The organism is Ruegeria denitrificans, from assembly GCF_001458295.1.
Lineage (GTDB): Bacteria > Pseudomonadota > Alphaproteobacteria > Rhodobacterales > Rhodobacteraceae > Ruegeria > Ruegeria denitrificans.
In genome coordinates this window covers 98114-121177 of sequence record NZ_CYUD01000004.1, presented here as the reverse complement: position 1 = coordinate 121177, position 23064 = coordinate 98114, and the positions used below count along the sequence as shown (strand labels likewise).

Annotated in this window: 21 protein-coding genes and 1 tRNA gene; 12 read left to right on the top strand and 10 right to left on the bottom strand. The window is 57.2% G+C overall.

Going from position 1 to position 23064, the window contains the following annotated elements; genetic code table 11:
* Window positions 1–79 precede the first annotated feature (79 nt).
* Window positions 80–1237: an RsmB/NOP family class I SAM-dependent RNA methyltransferase gene (locus tag RUE5091_RS07215; protein ID WP_058281227.1), complete on the bottom strand. Its 1158-nt coding sequence runs from the start codon at window positions 1235–1237 to the stop codon at window positions 80–82.
* Between the two features lie 95 nt (window positions 1238–1332).
* A complete protein-coding gene (gene guaB, locus RUE5091_RS07210) occupies window positions 1333–2781 on the bottom strand; it encodes an IMP dehydrogenase (RefSeq protein WP_058281226.1) in 1449 nt (482 codons plus the stop codon).
* 218 nt (window positions 2782–2999) lie between these two features.
* Here guaB and RUE5091_RS07205 point away from each other — a divergent pair, with 218 nt between their 5' ends.
* Both RUE5091_RS07205 and RUE5091_RS07200 read left to right on the top strand, forming a co-directional pair.
* Complete coding sequence (locus RUE5091_RS07205) at window positions 3000–5045, top strand: ASKHA domain-containing protein (protein ID WP_058281225.1); 2046 nt, start codon at window positions 3000–3002, stop codon at window positions 5043–5045.
* 24 nt (window positions 5046–5069) lie between these two features.
* Window positions 5070–5927: a class I SAM-dependent methyltransferase gene (locus RUE5091_RS07200; protein ID WP_058281224.1), complete on the top strand. Its 858-nt coding sequence runs from the start codon at window positions 5070–5072 to the stop codon at window positions 5925–5927.
* A 1-nt stretch (window position 5928) separates the two neighbouring features.
* Here RUE5091_RS07200 and RUE5091_RS07195 read toward each other — a convergent pair.
* From RUE5091_RS07195 to RUE5091_RS07175, 5 genes are all read right to left on the bottom strand, one after another.
* Window positions 5929–6002 (bottom strand) — tRNA-Gly (locus RUE5091_RS07195).
* 64 nt (window positions 6003–6066) lie between these two features.
* Complete coding sequence (locus tag RUE5091_RS07190; RefSeq protein WP_058281223.1) at window positions 6067–6894, bottom strand: polyphosphate kinase 2 family protein; 828 nt, start codon at window positions 6892–6894, stop codon at window positions 6067–6069.
* Between the two features lie 129 nt (window positions 6895–7023).
* Entirely contained in the window at window positions 7024–8088 is a 1065-nt protein-coding gene (locus tag RUE5091_RS07185) for a methyltetrahydrofolate cobalamin methyltransferase (protein WP_058281222.1), read from the bottom strand.
* Between the two features lie 9 nt (window positions 8089–8097).
* Complete coding sequence (locus tag RUE5091_RS07180; RefSeq protein ID WP_058281221.1) at window positions 8098–9024, bottom strand: methylenetetrahydrofolate reductase; 927 nt, start codon at window positions 9022–9024, stop codon at window positions 8098–8100.
* Window positions 9025–9050: 26 nt separating this feature from the next.
* Window positions 9051–9347 (bottom strand): virulence factor, encoded by a 297-nt coding sequence (locus RUE5091_RS07175; protein ID WP_050603423.1) that lies wholly within the window; start codon window positions 9345–9347, stop codon window positions 9051–9053.
* Between the two features lie 241 nt (window positions 9348–9588).
* On the opposite strand from RUE5091_RS07175, the gene RUE5091_RS07170 reads away from it, so the two are divergent.
* Complete coding sequence (locus RUE5091_RS07170) at window positions 9589–10701, top strand: Ppx/GppA phosphatase family protein (RefSeq protein WP_058281220.1); 1113 nt, start codon at window positions 9589–9591, stop codon at window positions 10699–10701.
* Window positions 10701–11417, top strand: coding sequence for an RlmE family RNA methyltransferase (locus RUE5091_RS07165; protein ID WP_058281219.1), 717 nt, complete (start codon window positions 10701–10703; stop codon window positions 11415–11417). The genes RUE5091_RS07170 and RUE5091_RS07165 overlap by 1 nt, the downstream gene beginning before the upstream one ends.
* Window position 11418: 1 nt before the next feature.
* Here the strand turns inward: RUE5091_RS07165 and RUE5091_RS07160 are convergent, their stop codons facing one another.
* The 3 genes from RUE5091_RS07160 to RUE5091_RS07150 form a co-directional block, all read right to left on the bottom strand.
* Window positions 11419–11607 (bottom strand): hypothetical protein, encoded by a 189-nt coding sequence (locus RUE5091_RS07160; RefSeq protein ID WP_058281218.1) that lies wholly within the window; start codon window positions 11605–11607, stop codon window positions 11419–11421.
* 97 nt (window positions 11608–11704) lie between these two features.
* Window positions 11705–13606 (bottom strand): multiheme c-type cytochrome, encoded by a 1902-nt coding sequence (locus tag RUE5091_RS07155; protein WP_058281217.1) that lies wholly within the window; start codon window positions 13604–13606, stop codon window positions 11705–11707.
* A complete protein-coding gene (locus RUE5091_RS07150) occupies window positions 13603–14469 on the bottom strand; it encodes a YihY/virulence factor BrkB family protein (RefSeq protein WP_058281216.1) in 867 nt (288 codons plus the stop codon). Before RUE5091_RS07150 ends, RUE5091_RS07155 begins: the two co-directional genes overlap by 4 nt.
* A 157-nt stretch (window positions 14470–14626) precedes the next feature.
* On the opposite strand from RUE5091_RS07150, the gene RUE5091_RS07145 reads away from it, so the two are divergent.
* The 8 genes from RUE5091_RS07145 (at window position 14627) to RUE5091_RS07110 (ending at window position 23063) form a co-directional block, all read left to right on the top strand.
* Window positions 14627–15706 carry an AI-2E family transporter gene (locus RUE5091_RS07145; protein WP_058281215.1) on the top strand — a complete coding sequence of 360 codons (1080 nt, stop codon included), beginning with the start codon at window positions 14627–14629 and terminating at the stop codon, window positions 15704–15706.
* Between the two features lie 3 nt (window positions 15707–15709).
* Window positions 15710–16819 (top strand): acetoin utilization protein AcuC, encoded by a 1110-nt coding sequence (locus RUE5091_RS07140; RefSeq protein ID WP_058281214.1) that lies wholly within the window; start codon window positions 15710–15712, stop codon window positions 16817–16819.
* 119 nt (window positions 16820–16938) lie between these two features.
* A complete protein-coding gene (locus RUE5091_RS07135; RefSeq protein WP_058281213.1) occupies window positions 16939–17916 on the top strand; it encodes an AAA family ATPase in 978 nt (325 codons plus the stop codon).
* Between the two features lie 18 nt (window positions 17917–17934).
* Entirely contained in the window at window positions 17935–18882 is a 948-nt protein-coding gene (locus tag RUE5091_RS07130) for a DUF58 domain-containing protein (RefSeq protein ID WP_058281457.1), read from the top strand.
* Window positions 18879–19355 carry a DUF4381 domain-containing protein gene (locus tag RUE5091_RS07125; protein ID WP_058281212.1) on the top strand — a complete coding sequence of 159 codons (477 nt, stop codon included), beginning with the start codon at window positions 18879–18881 and terminating at the stop codon, window positions 19353–19355. The genes RUE5091_RS07130 and RUE5091_RS07125 overlap by 4 nt, the downstream gene beginning before the upstream one ends.
* Window positions 19352–20335 carry a VWA domain-containing protein gene (locus RUE5091_RS07120; protein ID WP_058281211.1) on the top strand — a complete coding sequence of 328 codons (984 nt, stop codon included), beginning with the start codon at window positions 19352–19354 and terminating at the stop codon, window positions 20333–20335. Before RUE5091_RS07125 ends, RUE5091_RS07120 begins: the two co-directional genes overlap by 4 nt.
* Entirely contained in the window at window positions 20332–21837 is a 1506-nt protein-coding gene (locus RUE5091_RS07115; RefSeq protein WP_058281210.1) for a VWA domain-containing protein, read from the top strand. The genes RUE5091_RS07120 and RUE5091_RS07115 overlap by 4 nt, the downstream gene beginning before the upstream one ends.
* The gene (locus RUE5091_RS07110; RefSeq protein WP_058281209.1) at window positions 21834–23063 is read left to right on the top strand and encodes a BatD family protein; all 1230 of its coding nucleotides are present in this window, start codon (window positions 21834–21836) and stop codon (window positions 23061–23063) included. Before RUE5091_RS07115 ends, RUE5091_RS07110 begins: the two co-directional genes overlap by 4 nt.
* Window position 23064 lies beyond the last annotated feature (1 nt).

The window sequence follows — 23064 nt, the reverse complement described above, 5'->3', positions numbered from 1 at the left end:
GGGTAGTCAGCCCAAATAAGGTTAATGTCCGCTTAAGCGAAGGCGGACACTCTTCCTAAAGTTGCTATGCCTTGACGCACTACCGCGTCAAGTGTGCAGTAAAGAAACCGTCAGCACCGTGCGAAACCAGCCACGTTTTGCGAAAAGTCTCGGACCATTGAGGGTTCGCGCGCAGGAATGCATCGACGATATTACCGTTTTCATCATCCAGCATGGAACACGTCGCATAAGCCAGAACTCCGCCCGGCGCGACCAAAGTCTTCAACTGATCCAATATGCAAGATTGAATCCCCGTTAGTTCTTGTAACCGGTCTTCGGTCAGTGCCCACTTACCTGCCGGTGCTCGCCGCCATGACCCGCTGCCCGAACATGGAGCGTCGGCCAGAACCACGTCGAAAGGGTCCTGTTGTGGGAGCTCATCCGTCGACACGATCTGAACTTGCACCCCCGCCCGTTCCGCTCGCGCTGGCAGATCGCGCATCCGAGATGCGTTCACGTCATGGGCAATCACCTTCACCCCCTGATGCGCGGCCAGAGCCAGCGATTTGCCACCGCCACCCGCGCAAAAATCCAGAACTCGCATCTCTGGGCGCAATTCCAAGGCGGCCACAACGGCCTGGCTGGCGGCATCCTGAAGCTCGACCAATCCTTCTGTGTAAGCTCGGCTTTGCGCGATCTTACGAGCCCCTTCTGCCACTTCCAGGGCAGTTTCGCAGGCCGGATGCGCGACCGCTTTGATATCTTCCACCGCCAACGCGGCAATCGCGTCTGGTACGTCCGTTTTGATCAAATTGACCCGCAGATGCACTGGCGCGCGGTGTTGCAATGCCCGTGCGACCGCAACAGTCTGATCCCCCAGCGAAGACTGGAATCTTGGCCAAAGCCATTCTGGAATGTCATAGCGCTCGGCATCCGTTAGGAATTCTCGTCCGTTCTCATCCTGGGACAATACCGCAGGCGCATGGCGTGCACCCGAAAACAGATCCGCCAATTCTTCGCCCGACCCACGCACCGCTCCGATCATCAAGCCGCGTCCGGTTTCCGCGCCACCAAGCGCCGCAAAAGACCGCTTGCACCGTAACGCTTCAAACACATGATCCCGAACCGCTGCTCGATCCTTGGACCCGGCAAACCGGCTGCGGCGCGCCCAATTGGTCAGCGATTTTTCGACGGGTGTGCCAGAGAGAATCTGTTCAAGAATTTCTATCGAAGCCTGAATTCGAGCGGCCGGGGTCATGGCGTTTTCCGATACTGTTGGCGTGGCCCGGACAGGCGCGCCACGAACGCAAAACGGCGCCCTGATCCGGGCGCCGCATTACACAACGGCTGCAATTACATCACCCGATAGTTCGGGCTTTCGCGGGTGATCTGTACATCATGCACATGGCTTTCTTTCAGCCCCGCGCCAGTGATTTTGACGAAATTGCAGTTCTTACGCATCTCTTCGACAGTGGCGCAACCAGTATACCCCATCGCCGCGCGCAAACCGCCAACCAGTTGGTGCACCACTGCGCTGGCCGACCCTTTGTAAGGCACCTGCCCTTCAATCCCTTCGGGCACCAGCTTGTCGTTTGCCGCGTCTTTCTGAAAATAACGATCTGCGGAACCGCGCGCCATTGCGCCGAGGCTGCCCATACCGCGATAGGATTTGAACGAACGGCCCTGATACAGGATCACCTCGCCTGGGCTTTCGTCGGTGCCGGCAATCATCGAACCAACCATCGCACAGGATGCGCCCGCCGCAATCGCCTTGGCGAAATCGCCCGAGAATTTGATGCCACCATCAGCAATCACCGGAACATCTCCGGCGGCTGTGGCACAGTCCATGATTGCAGTCAGCTGAGGCACCCCGACGCCTGCAACCATCCGCGTTGTACAGATCGAACCCGGCCCAATACCGACCTTGATCGCATCCGCTCCCGCATCAATCAACGCTTTGGTCGCTTCGCTCGTTGCGACGTTGCCGGCAATGATCTGAACTTCGTTCGACAGCATCTTAGCCCGTTTCACCGCGTCCAGCACCCCTTGCGAGTGGCCATGGGCAGTATCGACTACAATGATATCGACTCCGGAATCCACCAATTGCTCGGACCGTTCAAAACCGGCATCCCCTACCGAGGTTGCCGCCGCAACCCGCAACCGACCCAGCGGGTCTTTGCAGGCCGTTGGGTTCAGCACGGCCTGCTCGGTGTCTTTCAGGGTCAGAAGGCCGGTTAGCTTGCCCGCGCCATCAACCACCAGCAACTTTTCGATCCGCCGGGCCCGCATCAGGCTTTTAGCCTCTTCCAGATCAGCCGGTTCCTGCAACATGGCCAAATTGTCAGATGTCATCATTGCCTTGACCGGAGTGTCATCCGAATTGGCGAACCGCATATCCCGGTTCGTCAGGATACCAACCACACGGCCCGATTCATCAACAACAGGGAAGCCGGTGAAATTGTAACGATCAACCAGTGCTTGTGCATCCGCCAACGTTTGATCAACCCGCAGTGTAACGGGGTTGTACACGATGCCCGATTCAAAGCGCTTGACCCGGCGTATTTCGCGGGCCTGTTCTTCGACCGTCAGGTTTTTATGAACAACGCCAATGCCACCGGCTTGCGCCATGGCAATAGCCATCCGCGCCTCGGTTACCGTATCCATGGCCGAGCTGAGCAGCGGTATGTTCATGGTAATCTCACGCGTCACGCGCGTGGTCGTGTCCGCAGTCGCAGGCAGCACCGTCGATGCCCCCGGAACCAAGAGTACGTCGTCAAAGGTGAGTGCCTCACGAATCTGCATCTGCTAACCTCATGCAAAAGCCCGTTTGGCGGTGACCCTATTACATGGATTTGTGCTAAGGAAAAGCCCCTGACCTAAACTAGTTTTCCCCTGCGGGCCGTTGCCGCGGTAAAAAACGACGTTCCTTGCCCAAAACCTGCCGCGGATTGCCCTTTCCCTTTGCGCACAAACTCATATCTTGCCCGGCATACGCGCGAATACAAAAAGGCAGGCCAGATATGACCACCGACCCCCTTGTTGTCTTTACCCCCTCGGGCAAACGTGGGCATTTCCCCGTAGGCACCCCGGTTCTGACCGCCGCCCGGCAGTTGGGCGTAGATCTGGATTCAGTCTGTGGCGGGCGTGGGATCTGTTCGAAATGCCAGATTACGCCCAGCTATGGTGAGTTTCCCAAGCATGGCGTGACCGTATCCGAAAACGCGCTGAGCGAATGGAATGCCGTCGAGCAACGCTATGACGATAAGCGAGGGCTGAAAACCGGTCGCCGTCTGGGCTGTCAGGCCACCGTTCAGGGCGACATCGTGATTGACGTTCCGCCGGAAAGCCAGGTGCACCGTCAGGTCGTTCGCAAGGCTGCCACCGCGCGCGCCATAACCATGGACCCGGCAACCCGGCTGTATTTCGTGGTGGTTGAGGAACCCGACATGCACTCACCCACCGGTGATCTGGAACGGCTGGAGCGCGCCCTGCGTGAGCAATGGCATATCGACGCGGTCACCGCTGATTTGTCGCTGATGTCCAAGCTGCAACCGGTGCTGCGCAAAGGCAAATGGGAGGTCACGGTTGCCGTTCACAAGGGCCACAAGGACTCGGTGGCGCAGGTCGTCGAAATCTGGCCCGGCCTGCATGAAAGCGGGCTGTATGGCCTAGCCATCGACCTTGGTTCGACCACGATTGCGGCCCACCTGACCGATCTGGAAACCGGTGAAGTCAAAGCGTCCTCGGGCCTGATGAATCCGCAAATCCGCTTTGGCGAAGACCTGATGAGCCGCGTGTCATATTCGATGATGAACCCCGACGGCGATAAGGAAATGACCAAAGCAGTGCGCGAGGCGATCAATGACCTGACCACCTCGATCGCGGATGAAGCCGGGATTGATGGCGACCTGATCGTCGAAACCGTGTTCGTCTGCAACCCCGTTATGCACCACCTACTGCTGGGCCTGGACCCGGTCGAGTTGGGTCAGGCTCCGTTTGCGCTGGCCACATCCGAAAGCATGTCCCTGCCCGCGCGTGAAATGGACCTGACGAATATGAACCGCCGCGCGCAAGTCTATATCCTGCCCTGCATCGCGGGCCATGTCGGTGCCGACTGCGCCGCCGTTGCCCTGTCGGAAGAGCCGGGCAAATCCGAAGACCTCGTGCTGATCGTCGACGTCGGCACCAACGCCGAGATTCTGTTGGGTAACACCAGCCGCGTTCTGGCGTGTTCCTCACCCACCGGCCCGGCGTTCGAGGGGGCTCAGATCAGTTCCGGTCAACGTGCAGCCCCCGGCGCCATTGAACGGATCGAGATTGATCCCGTCACCAAAGAGCCTCGTTTCCGGGTGATTGGGTCCGAAAAATGGTCCGATGAGGACGGCTTTGAACTGGATATCTCCACCACCGGCATCACCGGCATCTGCGGTTCGGGCATTATCGAGGCCGTCGCCGAGATGCGTATTGCTGGTTTGCTGGATGAAAGCGGTCTGATCGGATCGGCCGAGCAAACCGGCACCGCGCGTTGTGTGCCCGAAGGCCGCACCCATGCCTACCTGATCCACGACGCCAGCGCCGAAGGCGGCCCGCGTATCACCGTGACCCAAGGCGATATCCGCGCCATCCAACTGGCAAAATCCGCGCTGTATGCCGGTGCACGCCTTCTGATGGATGTCATGGAAGTCGACAGGGTGGATCGTGTTGTTCTGGCCGGGGCGTTCGGTGCGCATATTTCGACCAAACACGCGATGGTTCTGGGCATGATCCCTGACGCACCGCTGGATAAGGTCTCAAGCGCGGGCAACGCGGCAGGCACTGGCGCTCGGATTGCACTTTGCAATATCAGTTCACGCTCCGAAATCGAGCGCGTCGTGCGCGAAATTACCAAGGTCGAAACCGCGATTGAACCCAAGTTTCAGGACCATTTCGTCGCCGCAAACGCCATCCCGCACAAAACCGATCCGTTCCCGGAACTGGCGCAAGTGGTTACGCTGCCCTCACCCTCGTTCAACTCCGGCGGCGGGGCCGAGGAAGGGTCTGGTCGCCGTCGCCGTCGCCGGTCATAGTCGCGCCACCGATAGGAGCCGATCATGCAAGCTGCAAACGAAGAACAGGCCGAATTCTGGAGCAACTCCCCTTCTGGTGCCAAATGGTTGACCTTTGAGGACCAGATGGATGAGTTGCTTGCCCCGGTCCTTGACCTGGTCTTCGACCGCGCCGGGCTGCAACCCGGCATGCGTGTGCTGGATATCGGCTGCGGCACTGGCGCAAGCACAGTCAGGGCTGCGGAAATCGTGGGTGAAACCGGGCACGTCCTGGCGGCGGATTTCTCGCAGCCGTTTCTGGACCGCGCTGGGCAACGGGCTGCCGAGAAAGGACTGGCCAACATCGACCTCCAACATGCCGATGTGCAGACCCACTCCTTTGTTGCGGTTGACCGCGATGCGATGATCTCGCGCTTTGGGGTTATGTTCTTCGAGGACACGGTAGCTGCCTTTGCCAACATGACGCGGGCGTTGAAGCCGGGCGGCCAGATGACCTTTGCCGCCTGGGGTCCACTAAACGGGAACCCGTGGTTCAAGACGCCGCATATTTTGGCCTGCGCCCGACTGGGCAACCCGCCTCCGATGGACCGAAATGCCCCCGGTCCACTGGCTTTTCATGACCACGAACGAGTCTCCGGCCTGCTAGAGCAAGCTGGTCTGACCGACATTCGCGTCGAACAGGTGCCAGTCTCATTGCGCATTCGGGGAACCATAGAGGATTGCGCGACCCTGTGCACACGTATCGGCCCAGCGGCCCGCCTGATCACCCATTTCGAAGGAGATGCCGAGGACGTTTTGGCCATCCAAGCGGCCATCGCCGAGGCGTTTCAACAGTATGTGTCCGCAAACACGGTCGAAATTCCGGCTTTGATCAACTTGTTTCAGGCACGAAAATCTAAGTGATTGGAGCGGGTAGCGGGAATCGAACCCGCGCGTTCAGCTTGGGAAGCTGACAGGCTACCATTACATCATACCCGCCGCGCGGCTCTGGATAGCACCGCCGGTTGATCGACCGCAAGCGCCTTTCCGCCTCAGAGGCCGTTTACTCGGTCCGGGCGCGCAAGCTGTCGATCAGGGACTGATCCACATCCAGCACCTCGCAAGCAGCATCCAGCGTTCGTTCGTCCAGATGCTGCGGGTTAAGGTCGATATCCTCTGAAAACGCATCAACGATCGCCTGCATCGCACTGATTCTTGCAAGTTTCTTGTTGTTCGCCGGAACTACATGCCACGGCGCAATCTCAGTTGAGGTGCGGGCCAGCATCTCATCCACGGCGACTTCAGCATCGGCCCATCGCTCACGATTGCGAAAGTCCTCATAGGTCAGTTTCCACCGCTTCATCGGGTTGCGCAGGCGTTCGGTGAACCGAGCCATCTGCTCTTCCTGTGAGATGTGAAAAAATAGCTTCACGATGCGGGTGCCGTCATCCACCAACAAACGCTCGAAATCGTTAATCTCGCGGTAGGCAGCGCGCCAGCGCTCTTCTGGGGTGAACTTCTCGATCCGTTCAACCAGCACCCTGCCATACCAGCTGCGGTCAAAGGCCGAGATTGCGCCTTGGGGCGGCAACCTCTCCCAGAACCGCAACAGGTAGTGACGGTTCAGATAGTAGTTCCGAGGCACCCCGATTGGCCACACCTTGAAACTGCGCGGGTCCAGTGCTTGGCTGATCCGTCGGATCGTGCCGCCCTTGCCTGCCGCGTCCCATCCTTCAAAAACCAACACGCCCTTGGTTCCATGAAACAGAAAGGCTTGTTGAATCAGGGCCAATTGGGCCTGCAACTCCGCCAGTTTCTTGAAATAGCTCTGTTTGCCCAGTTTCAGGCTCAGATCCGCATCTGCAAGTTTAGGAGGGTGATGTTTGGTCATGAATGCGCTGGTCCTTGGTCAACGGTTCCAGACAGTCTGATCCATCATCCCAGCTTGGGCTTTGATCGGTATCAAGAACGAAAAAGGCCGGGCACAAGGCCCGGCCTTATCATTTATTGGGGTTCCGGCTCAAGAAGCGCGGCGACGACGGCCACCGCCGCGACGGCCACCAGCAGCGCCAGCAGCACCGGCTTCTTCTGGAGCTTTGTTGAATCGAATCCATTCACCGCCATGCGGGTCATTGTTCGTCAGCAAGTTGGCGGCGCGGATGGCCTCCATTTCCTTACCAGCGCGCGGCTTGGTGGAACCCAGACCAAACATCTGAACGAAGGCTTCATCATCCATACCTTCGGGCAAGATGATGCCAGCAGCGGCAACTTGTTCTTTCTTCTCAGCAATCTTCTTTTGGGTGGTCGGTAGAGCCACCGGGTTCATGATCGCCGAGGTCATACCAGCACCCATCGCCATCGGCAGGAACGCGTTGTTGATGCCGTGACGGTTCGGCAGACCGAACGAGACGTTGGACGCGCCGCACGTTGTGTTCACGCCCAGTTCCTCGCGCAGGCGACGAACCAGAGCAAACACCTGCTGACCGGCAGTTGCCATCGCACCGATGGGCATGACAAGCGGGTCAACGACGATGTCATGCGCCGGAATGCCGAAGTCAGCGGCGCGCTCAACGATCTTGCGGGCCACTTCGAAACGCACATCGGGGTCTTCCGAAATACCAGTGTCATCATTCGAGATCGCGACGACCGGCACGTTGTACTTTTTGACCAGGGGCAGAACCAGTTCCAGACGCTCTTCTTCGCCGGTGACCGAGTTCAGCAGCGGACGACCCTCAGCCGCTGCAAGACCAGCTTCCAGCGCACCAGGAACCGACGAGTCGATGCACAGCGGCACTTCGACCAGCCCCTGCACCAGTTCGACGATCTTGCGCATCAATGGCGGCTCGGTCTCGTTCGGGTTGGGGTTCGAGTTGTAGACAACACCCGCGTTGATATCCAGAACGGTGGCCCCTGCCGCGACCTGCGCGATAGCGTCTTTCTCGACGGTCGAGAAATCGCCCGCTTCCAGTTCAGCAGCCAGCTTTTTTCGGCCGGTCGGGTTGATCCGCTCACCGATCACGCAGAACGGTTCGTCAAAGCCCAGAACGGCAGTTTTTGTTTTTGATTCTACGACTGTACGGGTCATGTCCGTTCCTTAGGAGTTTGCCGGCTGCGCCGAAGCACCGCCGTTGTTGATGGCCCAGTTGGCGTTGGTCTTGATGCCGCCAAGTGGAAAGAAGTGTACGTTGGTGATGTTGAAATCCGGGTTAGCTGCCTTGTGGTTGGCCAGCTCGGTGACAACATCGGTCGGCTCGTAAGGCAGCAGCAACTTGGAGACATCCATAGCGCGCTTCTGCAGAACCTTCAGCGAGGGACCAACGCCGCAGGCGATGGCGAATTTGATCAGGGTCTGCAGCTTGGCTGGACCAGCGATCCCGATGTGGATCGGCAGGTCGATGCCCGCTTCTTTCAGGCCGTCGGCCCAAGCGATGATCGGTTTGGCGTCGAAGGCAAACTGTGTTGCCAGCGCCATTTCTGCATCGGTGGTTTCCGAGAATTGCTGTTTCCAACGCAGCGCGTCGTCGACATTCTTGGTCGAGCCGTCTGGGTCAATGTCTTTGTTGCCCTCGGGATGGCCCGCCACGTGCAGACGTTTGAAGCCCGCCTTGTCGAACAGACCACTTTCCAGCAACTGCATCGAGCTGTCGAAATCGCCGTGCGGATTCGTGACACCACCGGCCAGCAGCAGCGCCTGATCGACGCCCGCTTCGCCCTGATACATCGAGATCCAGTTTTCCAGCGTTGCCGCATCCTTGATGATCCGCGCCGGGAAGTGCGGCATCACTGGATAACCTTCGTCCGCGATCCGCTTAGCGGTCTTAACCATATCCTCGATGGGCGTGCCCTCGATATGGGCGATGTAGACGCGGGTGCCTTCGGGCAACAGCGCGCGGAAATCTTCGACCTTTTCGGCGGTGCGTGGCATCACCTCGATCGAATAGCCCTGCAAAAAGGCTTCGACGGTCGGGTTCACTGGGCCGTTTTCGACCGTGTCACGTTTCTTGAAGTTCAGCAAAGCCATTGCGGCCTCCCATATAGATTTTGGGCTCATGCCCAACCGTCATTGGCGATCAGCGCTTTGATGCGGTCCTGATCGTATTCCGTTTCCAAACGCACAGCCTCGGCCTCGGCAATTTCTGACGGGTCGCCATCAACTGCAAAGGGTGCGGCTTTGCGCCATTCGGCCAGATAGGCATCACTGTCCTTGGCGTTCACCTTCATAGCAGCCCGGTCGATGGCTTGCTCGAACCGCTCCTCCAACTGCCGCTTTGCGCCACGGCGGCCCTTGCCGACGATGACTTGGGCGGGAATATCGCGCCAGTATACGATGGTGACGTCAGGCATTGCCGTTGATTCCTCCTAACCAGATGGATCGGTTCTAGACTTCTATATGGGCCAAGGTCGGTCGATTTTCGACACAAGCAGTCTTTCAAACGACGTTTTAGTCCACCATAGGATACGCCGCTTGTACTGAATTCTCGCGCAAATGCGCACATCAAAATACTCATCACTTTAATGAGCGTCTTGCACGAAACATGTGGCCGACCTATGGTCGGGGTAACTCGTAAATCGGAGGGCGTTAAAGATGGCGCCCAAGCGTCCCAAAGGTGCGGGCGCGTTCCCGAAGGCGGTCGAAAGCCCCGCGCCGGCAAGACCCGATCCAGATGCACTATATGCGGCGCTGGATTTGGGAACAAATAGCTGCCGCATGTTGATAGCCCAGCCCAAGGGCAGCGGGTTTCATGTGGTGGACAGCTTCTCCAAGTCCGTGCAATTGGGCGCGGGTCTGGAACGGACCGGACGGCTGTCTCGGTCTTCGATGGCGCGCACCATTCAAGCGCTGCGCATCTGTCAGCAAAAGCTAAAACGCAATAAGGTCAAACGGATGCGCCTGATTGCGACCGAAGCTTGTCGGCGCGCCAAGAATTCACGTGATTTTATCCGGCAGGTGAAACGCGAGACTGGCCTGAATCTGGAAATCATTCAGCCCGAGGAAGAGGCCCGCCTGGCCGTGATCTCATGCGCGCCACTGGTGTCGACCAAGACCGAACAGTTGCTGGTCGTGGATATTGGCGGTGGCTCGACCGAGTTGGTGTGGATCGACATCTCATCTGTGCCACGTCGGGATCGTCCCGCCGCAATCATGCGGCTGCATCACGGGTTTCATACGGTTGACAGCCCTTTTCCGGCAGCCAAAGTGGTGGATTGGATCAGCGTTCCGCTGGGCGTGGCCACGCTGCGCGACCAATTCAACGATGTCGAAGACGACTCGGCCCGCTTTGCGCTGATGAGCTGGTTTTTTGAGGAGAATCTGGCCGATTTCGCCCCGTACAAAGACGAACAGGCCCGCGCAGGGTTTCAGATCGTCGGCACAAGTGGCACTGTGACAACCGTGGCCGCCTCGCATCTGGGGCTGAAGCGTTATGACCGGACCAAGGTCGATGGTTTGCGCATGACCAGCGATCAGATTGACAAAGTCATACGGGGATACTTAGAACTCGGCCCACTGGGGCGGCGGCGAGATCCGCGTATCGGCGATGACCGGCAGGCCCTGATCATGTCCGGCTCAGCCATTTTGCAGGCTTTGTTACGCTGCTGGCCCACTGACCGCCTTTCTGTGGCGGACCGTGGACTGCGCGAAGGCCTGCTTTATGCGCAGATGAGCGCGGACGGTGTATTGGAAGACGGACCATTCTGATGGCGAAGACACCAAGTGGCAAAAACAACTCGGGTCGTGGGCAACGCGACCTGAAGGTTAAGGTCAAGACAGCGCGCGGACGCAAGCTTAGCTCGACCCGCTGGCTTGAGCGGCAGTTGAACGACCCTTATGTAAAACGCGCGCAGGCGGATGGCTATCGCGGGCGGGCGGCCTATAAGATTCTGGAGCTTGATGACAAGTTCCGCTTTCTCGTCCCCGGTGCGCGGGTGGTTGATCTGGGCTGTGCGCCTGGTGGTTGGCTCCAGGTGGCCGTCAAACGCGTCAATGCGCTGGGCGAGCGGTCGGGCAAGCGCGTCGGCACTGTTCTGGGTGTCGACCTGCAAGAAGTCGAACCCGTCGCTGGCGCAGAGACTCATGTGCTGGACTTCATGGAAGATGACGCGGATCAGAAGGTCAAAGACTGGCTGGGCGGCAAGGCCGAAGTGGTGATGTCGGACATGGCGGCCTCGGCATCCGGGCACAAGCAGACCGACCACTTGCGGATCATGGCCTTGTGCGAAACCGCCGCCTATTTCGCCTTTGACGTTTTGGAAGAAGGCGGGACGTTTGTCGCCAAGGTTCTGGCCGGAGGTGCCGAAGGTGATCTGCAAAAGCTGCTGAAACAGAAATTCGAAAAGGTAGCACACGTAAAACCGCCTGCGTCACGGTCAGACAGTTCCGAAAAATTCGTTGTCGCCACAGGGTTCCGGGGCTGAGTTAATCCTCAAGCCAGCTGCGATCACCAGTCAGGAACTGCTCGCGCAGCGATGACGCGGCCGTGCGTTGCAGCAGCAGGGCTTCGCCGTGATTGATGTATTCCGGCTTTCTGGCCTGCAGCTCGGCAATCCTTTGGTTCAGCGGCAACGGGTTTTGCAGCTGCGACGTGTGAACCGGTTTGTCAGACATGGGTCACCTCCGGGTCTGGCGGCGTTTCTACGCTGACCCATAGTTAACCTAGAAATTTGCCGGGATCGTGACGAAAACCGGGCCACGCCATGCCGGATTACGGGACTAGTTGCGCCTTGAGCTGCAGTAATCCCGGATCATCGGGCAGAACTGTCAGCCCCTCCTGCAATACGTTTCGAGCTGCATCAATCCCCCGGTTGATCTGCGCCAGTTGCACCAACATTGGCCACGCCTCGGCGCGCTGAGGGTCTAAGGAAACGACCTCGCGAAAGGCGCGTTCAGCGGCTGGAGCGTTGCGGAACGTCAAAGCCATTCCGCCCAGAACAAGATGGGTTTCAGGGAAGTCCAACCGGTTCGCGATTGATCCCTGCCATTCAGCCATACTCTGTGCGACTTGCGTTTGTTGGTCCCGCGATAGCACCTGTTGGGGAATGTTCAGGAACTCTTTAGCTGTTGAAATACGCACGTTGCGAATTGGGTCGGACATTAGCGGCTCCAGTCGCGCCACCATGTCTGGCAGCGCCGCCTGACGTTGCAGCGGCACCGCGTTAGCACGCACCAAAGGGTCTGCGTCTGTCAGCAAAGGCTCGGTTTTCACTGCAACTTCAGCCGAGGTGAAGGGTTGCAGCAAATACGCCGCCGTGGCTCGCACGATGCCAGCCATGTTGGGATCAGCCGCAATTTCCAGCAAAGCGTCCGGGCCATTGGCCTGTCCGGACAACGCTGCTTGAAATGTCGTCCCGAAATGCGTGCCGCGGTGGGTAGAGTCGGGGAACCACTCTTCGATCCGCTGTGCTGCCCAGGCCTGATCTTCAGTCTTGTGGCAGTCGGTACACGCGTCCTGCCCCAGCCCCAGATCGGGTCGCGGAATGCGAAAGCTATGATCGCGCCGCCAGTCTACGCCCATATAGACACGCTCGATCATATGGCAGGAAACGCACTGAGCACCTGCGCTTTCGTCCGGATGATGATGATGCGCGGGCGTGTCATATTCCTTGGCCGTAAGGGTCGGGAAATCGGGGTTTCCTGCAGGAGAATGGCACTGGGTACACACACCGTTGCCCTCGGCCTTCAGCTCGACGCTGTGCGGATCATGGCAGTTCATGCAACCGACGCCCTCCGCATACATCTTGGACTGCAAGAATGAGCCGTAGACATAAACCTCATCTAAAATTTGACCGTCAGGGTGATAGAGACCGGGGCGAAGAACCGACAGATTGTAGGCATCATGATAGGGCGTTCCGGGTACCGGGTTGCCGTCGCCGTGGGCCTCGCGCCGGGAATGGCAGCCAGCGCATTGCTGAATTTCAACCTTGGTCCGGCCTTTGCCCCAATCCATAGTGAACCCAAACGCGCTGAGATCAGTGTTGATGCCTTCGCCCCGCGTCCAGTCGATATGCGCCGAAGACGGGCCATGGCAGGCCTCACACCCAACCCCAATCTCAGCCTGAACCGAGCTGTAGCTGCGGGTCTGCGCGTCATAGTTTTTTTTAAACCCAGTCGCGTGGCATTCAGCGCAGCGGGCGTTCCAGTTCTTATACGGCCCGGTCCAGTGCAGCCCGTCATCCGGCGGTAGATCCTGATCGGGATAGAGGTGATACCAGCGTTGTTCTCCTGTATCCCAAACCACATCGAAACTCTGTAACCGACCGGGTTCTGTTTCGAACAGATATTGTTGCAATGGTTCAATTCCGACCACTGAATGCAGGTCATAATGGGTTGTCGACCCGTCCTTTTCAGTCACGCGAGCCTGCAACGAATCGCCGGTCTTACTGAACTCGGTCAACATGCCGTCATGGTCAAACCGAGTGCCGTCGAAGTCAGCCACAACATGCCAATCCTCCACCCGTGTCCAAGCCAGAGCATGATGAGATTCAGACCAAGCCTCGACCTCGGCCGTGTGACACTCGACACATTGGTCCGAGCCCACATACTCGGGTGACTGAGCAAACGCGCATACTGGCGCAAACAGCCCAAGAAGAAACGCTACTGTTTTCACACCGCCTGCCCGTCCAGATTGCTCTGCATATCCATCAAGGCACCATTATATTCGGCACCAAGGATCAGAATTGCCGCACACAGATATAGAAAGATCAATGCCGCCATTGCCCCGGCCAACCCAGCATAAGTGGCGCTGTATGAGGCAAACTGCGCAATATAAACTGAAAACCCCCAACCGCCAGCTGCCCAAAGAGCCAACGTAAGCAGAACCCCCGGTAATATCTGCCGCAGCTTGTGCCGCCCAGTCGGCAAGACCAGATGCGCTAGCAGAACCACACCAGCGGGAACCGCCACCGTGAAAGTCCAGCGCAGGCGATCGACCGACAACCAATCGGACACGTTCACATCTGTCTTCTCGGACACCAGTTGCGTGTAGACCGGCACCACCACCTCGACCGCGGCAATGATCATGATGGTGACACCCCCGACGATCACCAGCCCCAGACACAAAAGTCGCGTTTTCCAGAACGGCCAACTGTCATGGTCGTGATAGGCTTGGTTCATTGCCTTGCGCACGGCCAGCACCCCGTTCGAGGCAAAGAATACCGCCAGCAAACCACCAAGGGTAATCACGCCCGAGCCCGATTCCGTCAAAACCGACCGCAGCTCGGCCACGATGGGTCCCGCCACATCCTTTGGCCAAGCGCCAAAAATCAGCTCGATCAGTTCATTGGTGACGTAATCCTGCGACAAAGACCCGGCTAAGGCCACGGTGAACAGGGCAAATGGAAAAAGCGCCAGCATTAGAGACATGGCAACATGGCTGCTCATGACGAAGCCGTTCTTGGCGTCAAAGCGAACAATGGCCACCCACAGGGCCTTCACCGGCCTACCAAAAAATGGAATCACACGTGCATTCATTCCGAAAGCCTAACCCGGCAGCGACACCCAAAGAACCGGCAATCCGAGGATATACGCAAATAATCTCTTACAAATGTCTGGGCGCATTGCATAATCCGGCCCTGCTGTGCAGGATCAACCACACGCGCCAAACGCAGTTTCCGAAACAGGCCATGCTATGACACCGGAGAAAGACGAGACACAGACAAAGTTGAAACTGTCGGTTGTGCGCGACGTGTCGATTGTGGCGACTCTGGTGGTGCTGGGGTTATACGCAGGTTCGGCATTTCTGATCCCGCTGACGATGGCCTTGCTGGTCAATGTCCTGATCATCGCGCTCAGCGACCGGATCATCGCCCTGACCCGCATGCCCGTCTGGCTGGCCAATCTTGCCGGTGTCACAGTCGTTTTGGCCGGTTTGTTCGTGATCATGTATATTCTGGGCAGCCAAGCCACCCAATTTGCCCGTACGATTGGGACTTACGAAAACCAGTTCGACGAGACGGTCAACCGCGTCACCGGTTTAGTGGGCAATGACGTGACCGCGTTTATCCGCGACAACCTGATCAATATCGACATGTCCTTTATTGCGCGTGTTCTTTTGGGCAGCGCCACATCGCTGTTGAATCAGTTCTTCCTGATTAGCCTCTATGTCGCCTTCCTGATGGCCGAGCGTCTGGCCTTTCGCAAAAAAATCCAACTGGCTGCGGGCGATCCCAAAACGGGTATCGAATTCGCCGCCATTCTGGATGCGATCTCGTTCAGCCTGCAGCGCTATGTCGGGGTGAAAACCCTGATCAGCCTGATTACGGCAAGTATCAGCTACTCTGTCTTCAAGATACTCGGGCTGGAATTTGCCGAAACCTGGGCGGTGCTGACCTTCGCGCTGAACTTCATCCCGTCCATCGGTTCGATCATCGCGGTGATCTTCCCATCCCTGATTGCACTGGTGCAGTTCGAAAGCATTGGGCCATTTTTGGTGATCATTTTGGGCTGTGGTACGATTCAATTCCTGATTGGCAACTTCCTTGACCCCGCTTTTTTGGGGCGTTCGCTGAACATGTCCACCTTTCTGGTCATCCTGGCGCTAATGTTCTGGACCACGATCTGGGGCCTGATCGGCGCATTCCTCAGCGTGCCGTTGACCGTCTGTATCCTTATCGTATTCAGCCATATTCCGGCTCTGCGTCCTGTGGCCATCCTGATGTCTCTGGATGGAAAACTGGGTGAAGATATCCGCCCCGGAAACGCAAGCTAAGCGATGCACGCGCCTCTGTTCATCGGATCGGAGATCTATCGTAGTTCGACCTATGGCTCAAAACACCCGCTGGCCATTCCGCGCGTATCCACCGTCATTGATCTGTGCCGAGCCCAAGGTTGGTTGACGACATCAAACTATCGCGTCAGCCCCTGCGCAAAACCCGCTGCGCTTCATGCGTTTCACACGCCGGACTATATCGCCGCCCTGCAAAGGGCTGAGCGGGATCAGGCCGTGTCGGACGAGACGCGGGAAAAATATGCTCTGGGCACACTGTCAAACCCGGTATTCGCCGAAATGTACCGACGTCCGGCCACCGCTGCTGGTGGGTCAATTCTGGGGGCGGAACTGATCCGAGACGGTGGTATCGTCTATAGCCCGGCGGGCGGCACGCATCACGGACTTGCAAACCGCGCCAATGGTTTTTGCTATCTAAACGATCCGGTTCTTGCGATCCTGACCTTGCTGAAAAATGGCCTCGACCGGATCGTCTATGTCGATATCGACGCGCACCACAGCGATGGGGTCGAGGCTGCTTTTCACGGTTCAACCAAAGTTCGCATGATCTCGGTTCATGAGGCGCGCCGCTGGCCGTTCAGCGGCACATTGACCTACGACGCAGGCGAGGCCGCGTTCAACCTCCCCGTTGGGCGCAATCTGAATGATGATGAATTCTATGCCATTCTCGATCAGCTCATCCTGCCTGGGACTGCCTCGTTCAATCCTCAGGCCATTGTCCTGCAATGCGGCGCGGACGCGGTGGCCGAGGACCCGCTATCGCGCCTGGCGCTTTCGAACAACGCCCATTGGCGCGCGGTTGCCAGCCTGCGAGATATAGCGCCGCGGTTGCTTGTGTTGGGCGGCGGCGGATACAATCCCTGGTCCGTTGCGCGGCTGTGGAGCGGCGTCTGGGCAACCCTGAATGGGATCGAAATACCTGATGCTTTGAACTCTAAGGCACAATCAGTGCTGGGTGATCTGACCTGGAGTCGCGCCGCCGGCAAATGCCCCCCACGATACTGGTTCGAGACATTGCGCGACACGCCAAACCACGGCGAAATTCGCCCCGAACTTCGAGCTGACCTGCAACATCTGGCGGATCGGATTTCATAGTGGATCGGTGAGGATAACGCTGCTAACCTTCGATCATTGCTAAATATTCCTGACTATTACGCTGCAGCGTTGCTCTGACATGTCATTTCCTGACATCTGGCCATGATTGGACCAAATAAATGAATGCACTTAATCAGATAAATGATCTCAAAGCTCGTATGGGGCAGTCAATTATCGGGCAGGTCGAGGTGATAGACCGGCTGCTCATCGGTTTGCTGGCTAACGGAAATCTGTTGATCGAAGGTCTGCCCGGCCTGGCAAAAACCCGAGCGGTCAAAGCTATGGCGCGCAATCTTGATGCCAGGTTCAGCCGGATACAATTCACGCCCGACCTGCTGCCATCCGACGTAACCGGCACCGAAGTATTCCAGCAAACCAGTGATGGCGGCACCTTTCGGTTCGATCCCGGCCCAATCTTTGCCAATATCGTTCTGGCCGATGAGATCAACCGCGCACCCGCCAAAGTACAAGCCGCACTGTTGGAGGCGATGGAGGAACGACAGGTCACCGTCTCGGGTACTACGCACAAGATGGAGCCGTTATTCATTGTGATGGCCACGCAAAACCCGATCGAGCAGGAAGGCACCTACCCCCTGCCCGAAGCGCAGATGGACAGGTTTCTGATGCACGTCCAGATCAGCTACCCCCCGGTTGAAGACGAGGTAGAGGTCATTCGGCTGGTCCGCAGCGAAGAAATTGTTGCCGGGTCCGGCATGTTCAAGAAACCTCAACCCCCGATCCCACAAGACGCCGTTTTTCAAGCAAGGTCCGAGATCGGCCAGGTCCACGTGTCCGAAGCTATGGAGCGCTACATGGCCGATCTGGTTCAGGCGACTCGAACCCCCGAGAAATACAGCGAAGAGCTGGCCAGCTGGATCGAGATTGGTGCCAGTCCACGTGCCTCGCTTGCACTGGACAAATGCGGGCGCGCGCACGCCTGGATGAAGGAGCGGGACTATGTCGACCCCGCCGACATTCGTTCCATTGCGCATGACGTGTTTCGCCATCGTATCACGCTGAGCTTCGAGGCCCAAGGAAGTGCCAAGACACCGGACGACGTAATTACGGAAATTCTGCGCCTTGTGGCGCTGCCCTGATTGATCGGAGAGAGGCCCGTGGCCAAAACAGCCACATATCCCAATGACCCACGCATACACGTGGATGCCCAACATCTGTTGCGTCTTGGTGCAAAATCGCGCGCCCTCAGCCTTTTGCCGAAACAACCCGCGCGCTCGATCCTGAACGGGCGTCATGCATCGCGCCTGCGGGGGCGTGGTCTGAATTTTGAGGAACTGCGCGGCTATCTACCCGGCGACGACATTCGAACAATCGACTGGAAAGTAACAGCGCGCACCGGAAAACCTCATGTTAGGGTCTACACCGAAGAACGGGATCGCCCTGCCCTATTGCTGGTTGATCAACGTGTTTCCATGTTTTTTGGCACCGAAGTGTACATGAAATCGGTCATCGCGGCCGAAGCCGCTGCAATTGCGGCTCATCGAGTCCTTTCCCAAGGCGACCGTGTCGGTGGGATTGTCTTTGGTGATACAGATCTTGCCGAACATTGCCCTCAACGCCGCGCTTCTGCCTTGACGAGGTTCATTTCCTCGGTCGCGGCCATGAACAGCGGCTTAAACGCATCCTTGCGCCCAGAACCAACTATCAATCTGAACGACGTTCTCAAGCAGGCCGTCAGTATTGCACATACCAACGCGCTGATCTGTGTATTTTCCGATTTCGATGGTCTGGACGAAGCATCAGAACGCTTGTTGAGCCGATTGGCGCAGTCAAACGACCTTATTCTTTTCAATATTTCCGATCCCAGCGCTCATCAGCTGACCTCTGGGTTGAAAGTAACCGTCTCGGACGGAACGAAACAAATCCAACTCGACAGCTTCAAACCTGACCTGGCCAGCCGCATCAAAGCGGCAATGGATGACCGGTTGGCGCAATTACGCCTCTGGTCACGGCGCTATGGCTTTCCGATTGTCCCACTCACAACGTCAGAACCGACCCTGGATCAATTGCTGAAACTGTTCGGTCATCCCGGAGGACGGGCATGAGCGTTGATGTGGAAGGTAAATCCCTGGTCGAGCTGCTGGACATGCTTGTCCCTGCACCGCCACCCGAACCAATACCAATGACACCGCAGACCTGGGGTTGGCTCGGTCTTGCCGTCATATTGTTTCTGGCCATATTTATTGAAATTTACCTGTTCCAACGACATCGCCAAGCCAACGCCTATCGACGGGCTGCCCTGACCGATCTGCAGGTCGCAGGCGACGACCCCGCAAAAATAGCAGAGGTTCTACGACGTACCGCACTTGCCGCCTATCCACGCGCGCAAGTCGCTGGCCTACATGGGGAGGACTGGATTAAATTTCTTCAGCAAACTTCTGATAAAGTATCAATTTCACAGTCAGCCTCTCGCTTGCTGCTCGAGGCTCCTTATAGAATATGCCCGCCAAGCGGAGAAGTTTCACATATGGCACGCGCCTGGATTAAAACCCACAAAGTGAAAAGGGGGCGCAGATGATTTCATTCGCTGCACCCTGGGCTTTTCTGCTTTTGCCGTTACCGCTGTTGGTCTACTGGTTTGTGCCGCCTCATCGCGAACAAACAAACGCAATCCGCATCCCTTTTTTCCGCCATGTCGCTAAGGCAGCCGGGGCTGAACCACAATCCGGGTCAGCGATCCCACAGCGGTCGATGCTGCAGAGCTTTGTGGCAATCTTAATCTGGTTGCTGCTGGTCACAGCGCTTGCCCGCCCCGAAAAGCTGGCGGATCCGATCGTCATTGAGAAATCCGCCCGAGACGTTGTTCTGGCCCTCGATATCTCGGGTTCGATGGATCAACGCGATTTCCAATCCACGGATGGAACGCCCACGCAACGGTTGGCAGCGGTAAAGGACGTTCTGCGCACTTTCATAGCCGAACGTCAGGGTGACCGTATGGCGCTGATTATCTTTGGCACCCGCGCTTTCGTACAAGCTCCATTTACCGAAGACTTGAATAGTTTGAATGGGTTCCTGGACCAAACTCAGGTTGGCATGGCTGGACCGAACACGGCTTTGGGCGACGCCATCGGACTGGGTATACGTATCTTCGATACAAGCGAGGTAGATCAGCGCTTGATGATCGTGCTCAGCGACGGAGCGGATACGTCCAGCCGTATGACGCCCACAAATGCGGCCGCCATCGCTGCGGATAAAGGTGTGGTTATTTATACCATCGGTGTTGGAGATCCCAATGCCTCGGGCGAAGATCGCGTGGATCTGGAGGCGCTGCAAGCCATCGCAGATCGCACCGGTGGTCAATATTTCTTTGCTAATGATCAGACCGTGCTCAGCGACACCTACCAGCGCATCGATGAGCAGAACCCCAGAATTGTCGAAACCCAAAGCTATCGCCCACGCGAAAGTCTGACGCATTACCCATTGCTGATCGCTCTGATCGTTTTCCTTTGCAGTTCGGCAGGCTTCCATATCGAACAACGTCGCAGGAGAGCGACATGATCGAGGCGGTAACAGAATTTCATTTTATCAGAATAAGTTATCTCTTATTTCTAATTCCAATTGTCGGACTGTGGTGGCTGGTCATCCCAAAACGTAAGGGCCAAGCTGACTTGCCTGCGGGTATCGCGCCTCATCTTGCCCGGGCACTTACGCTGGGTACGGATGAAAAACGCCAAATTTATCCGATAGACGTCGCCATGTTCGTCGCAGCGTTGATCACCATCGCCGCTGCTGGTCCGACCTGGACGCGGGCGACCAATCCTCTGGTTGCTGACACGGCACCCTTAGTGATCGCTTTGAAGGTCACCGATAGCATGGAAAGTACTGACCTGACCCCGTCACGGCTGCAACGAGCGAAATTCAAGATCACGGATATTATCAACGCACGGTCCGGAGCCCCGACCGCTTTGGTTGCCTATGCTGGCTCTCCCCACCGGGTAGCCCCATTGACCGAAGATGCAAACATCCTTCGCCCGCTGCTCGAGGGCCTGAGCCCAGCCGTCATGCCAACGTCCGGAGATGCCGCAGGCGACGCATTGACGCTGGCGCAAAGTATATTGGATGACAGTGAGACACCGGGTGCCGTTCTGTTTGCTCTGGACGATCTCGACCCTTCGCAAATTCCAGAGCTCCAGACCGCGTCATCGCAGGTGTTCTTTCTGACAATGCTGCCTGACAGCAAACAAATTGTTCAGTTGAACACGTTGAAAAATGCAACCGCCGTCCCGTTTTCAAATGATGACCGCGATGTCACACAGTTGCTGAGGCAAATACAATCGGCGTATGTCGATGCGCTGGATGACGAGGACCGGCTTGATTGGCAGGATCACGGATGGGTTTTAGCGTGGCCTGCGGCGCTGTTGTCCCTTCTTTGGTTTCGGCGAGGTTGGGTCATCCGGTGGGCCCTACTGGGGCTGTTCCTGGTGCAACCGTCTGGTCCGGCCAAAGCTGACGGATGGCGTGATTGGTTTCTGACAGCGGATCAACAAGGTCAGATCGCCATGAACCAAAAGCGCTTTGCCGACGCGGCAGAGTTATTCGAAAACCCCTATTACGAAGGATACGCCCGCCTGAAGGCAGGCCAATACCCTGAGGCCGCAGCGATCTTTGCGGAGCTTAACACCGCGGAAGCTGCCTTTGCCGAAGGTATGGCACGCATCCGAAACCGGGAATACCGACCTGCCATAGCAGCCTTTGAAACAGCTTTGAATCGTCGCCCCAACTGGCCGGAAGCGCAACATAATTTGGAAGTCGCCACTGCTGTTCTGGACTATGTTGAAACCACGCGCGAACAGTCCGACACCGGTGAGGAAGCCGGAATTGGCGCGGATGACACGGTATTCGACAACGAAACCGGCAAGGGCGAGAATACGACCATCCAAGCTCAGATTGACGGCACTCGGCCTTTGTCTGCAGATCAGTGGATCAGCGCCATCGACACGGACATGCAAGACTTTCTGCGCAACCGGTTCTTGCTGGAAAATCAGGAGCGATCTCAATGAGACGCCTTCTGACCCTGCTCTTGTTGTTGCCCTGCGCGGCGTTGTCGCAAGGAACCGCTACCATCCAACCTCAAATCACGGTGGAAGCGCCGACCGAAGATGTGATCGTTGGGCAATCGGCCATGGTCCGGATCAAAGTGCTGGTTCCGACATTCATGCCGTCTCCTCCTGTGTTTCCTTCACTGGAACAGGAAAATCTGCTGGTCCGTCTTCCCGAACGCGCGTCAGGACCTGTCAGCGAATCTGTGAGCGGTGAGACCTGGTCTGGCGTTCAGCGCAGTTACCGCGTCTATCCATTGGTCGCCGGACAAATCGACCTTGGCATTGCAGACATGACAGTAACGTTTGCCGATCCTGAAACAAATACACCTACCCAAGTATCGGCCCAGCTTTCACCAATCACGATCAACGCGGTTGTCCCCGAAGGCGCGGCCAGCCTGAACCCTCTGATCATCGCGACAGGTTTCGAATTGGATCAGGAAATTGAAGGCGCGACCGAGATGCAGGCCGGAGATGCGATCACACGTCGGTTAACCGCGCGCATCACTGGCACCAGTCCGATTTTGGTTCCAGAACTTATTCCTGAAAATCAAGATACTCTGCTGCGTTCTTATCCAAAAGAACCGCGCCTGACCGAGACCGAGGATCGAGGAACCTTGTCTGGTCAACGCACCGACGAGGTTGTCTATCTCGCCCAAGGTGGGGGCCAAACCCAACTGCCACCAGTTTCAATTCAGTGGTACAACCTAACGACCAATGCGGTCGAAACCGTGGAAGTCCCGGGGGTGGATTTGGCGCTGACCGCGCCCAAAACGGATCCTTTGACGACAGATAAACTGATTGAGTATGCATTTTGGGCCGGACTTGCAGCCTTTGTGACCTGGGCATTTATGCGCTGGGGTACGCCGCGCTTTCGGCAATGGAAAGACGCACGGCGGCAGGCTTTTCAGGCATCGCCGGAATATGCTCTGACGCAATTGCGCCATGCGCTGCAAGCGCACGATCTGTCCGGGACATACTCTGCACTGGAAATCTGGAAGCTTCGATGCAGTGATCCACAAGGATACAAAGCACTTGAGGAACAGTTGGAAAGGATTGGCGCTGCACGCTACTCATCTGAAACCATTCAGGTAACTTCGGATTGGTCAGCAGCAATTTCGACCTTAAACGGACTAAAAGGAGCACACCAAGATCGAACACAGCCCCTTCCACCACTGAACCCCTGAC

What these genes read in the sequence shown, in the direction of transcription:
- RUE5091_RS07215 (WP_058281227.1), bottom strand. Translation starts at nt 1,237, where the DNA reads ATGACCCCGGCCGCTCGAATTCAGGCTTCGATAGAAATTCTTGAACAG.
- guaB (WP_058281226.1), bottom strand. Translation starts at nt 2,781, where the DNA reads ATGCAGATTCGTGAGGCACTCACCTTTGACGACGTACTCTTGGTTCCG.
- RUE5091_RS07205 (WP_058281225.1), top strand. Translation starts at nt 3,000, where the DNA reads ATGACCACCGACCCCCTTGTTGTCTTTACCCCCTCGGGCAAACGTGGG.
- RUE5091_RS07200 (WP_058281224.1), top strand. Translation starts at nt 5,070, where the DNA reads ATGCAAGCTGCAAACGAAGAACAGGCCGAATTCTGGAGCAACTCCCCT.
- RUE5091_RS07190 (WP_058281223.1), bottom strand. Translation starts at nt 6,894, where the DNA reads ATGACCAAACATCACCCTCCTAAACTTGCAGATGCGGATCTGAGCCTG.
- RUE5091_RS07185 (WP_058281222.1), bottom strand. Translation starts at nt 8,088, where the DNA reads ATGACCCGTACAGTCGTAGAATCAAAAACAAAAACTGCCGTTCTGGGC.
- RUE5091_RS07180 (WP_058281221.1), bottom strand. Translation starts at nt 9,024, where the DNA reads ATGGCTTTGCTGAACTTCAAGAAACGTGACACGGTCGAAAACGGCCCA.
- RUE5091_RS07175 (WP_050603423.1), bottom strand. Translation starts at nt 9,347, where the DNA reads ATGCCTGACGTCACCATCGTATACTGGCGCGATATTCCCGCCCAAGTC.
- RUE5091_RS07170 (WP_058281220.1), top strand. Translation starts at nt 9,589, where the DNA reads ATGGCGCCCAAGCGTCCCAAAGGTGCGGGCGCGTTCCCGAAGGCGGTC.
- RUE5091_RS07165 (WP_058281219.1), top strand. Translation starts at nt 10,701, where the DNA reads ATGGCGAAGACACCAAGTGGCAAAAACAACTCGGGTCGTGGGCAACGC.
- RUE5091_RS07160 (WP_058281218.1), bottom strand. Translation starts at nt 11,607, where the DNA reads ATGTCTGACAAACCGGTTCACACGTCGCAGCTGCAAAACCCGTTGCCG.
- RUE5091_RS07150 (WP_058281216.1), bottom strand. Translation starts at nt 14,469, where the DNA reads ATGAATGCACGTGTGATTCCATTTTTTGGTAGGCCGGTGAAGGCCCTG.
- RUE5091_RS07145 (WP_058281215.1), top strand. Translation starts at nt 14,627, where the DNA reads ATGACACCGGAGAAAGACGAGACACAGACAAAGTTGAAACTGTCGGTT.
- RUE5091_RS07140 (WP_058281214.1), top strand. Translation starts at nt 15,710, where the DNA reads ATGCACGCGCCTCTGTTCATCGGATCGGAGATCTATCGTAGTTCGACC.
- RUE5091_RS07135 (WP_058281213.1), top strand. Translation starts at nt 16,939, where the DNA reads ATGAATGCACTTAATCAGATAAATGATCTCAAAGCTCGTATGGGGCAG.
- RUE5091_RS07125 (WP_058281212.1), top strand. Translation starts at nt 18,879, where the DNA reads ATGAGCGTTGATGTGGAAGGTAAATCCCTGGTCGAGCTGCTGGACATG.
- RUE5091_RS07120 (WP_058281211.1), top strand. Translation starts at nt 19,352, where the DNA reads ATGATTTCATTCGCTGCACCCTGGGCTTTTCTGCTTTTGCCGTTACCG.
- RUE5091_RS07115 (WP_058281210.1), top strand. Translation starts at nt 20,332, where the DNA reads ATGATCGAGGCGGTAACAGAATTTCATTTTATCAGAATAAGTTATCTC.
- RUE5091_RS07110 (WP_058281209.1), top strand. Translation starts at nt 21,834, where the DNA reads ATGAGACGCCTTCTGACCCTGCTCTTGTTGTTGCCCTGCGCGGCGTTG.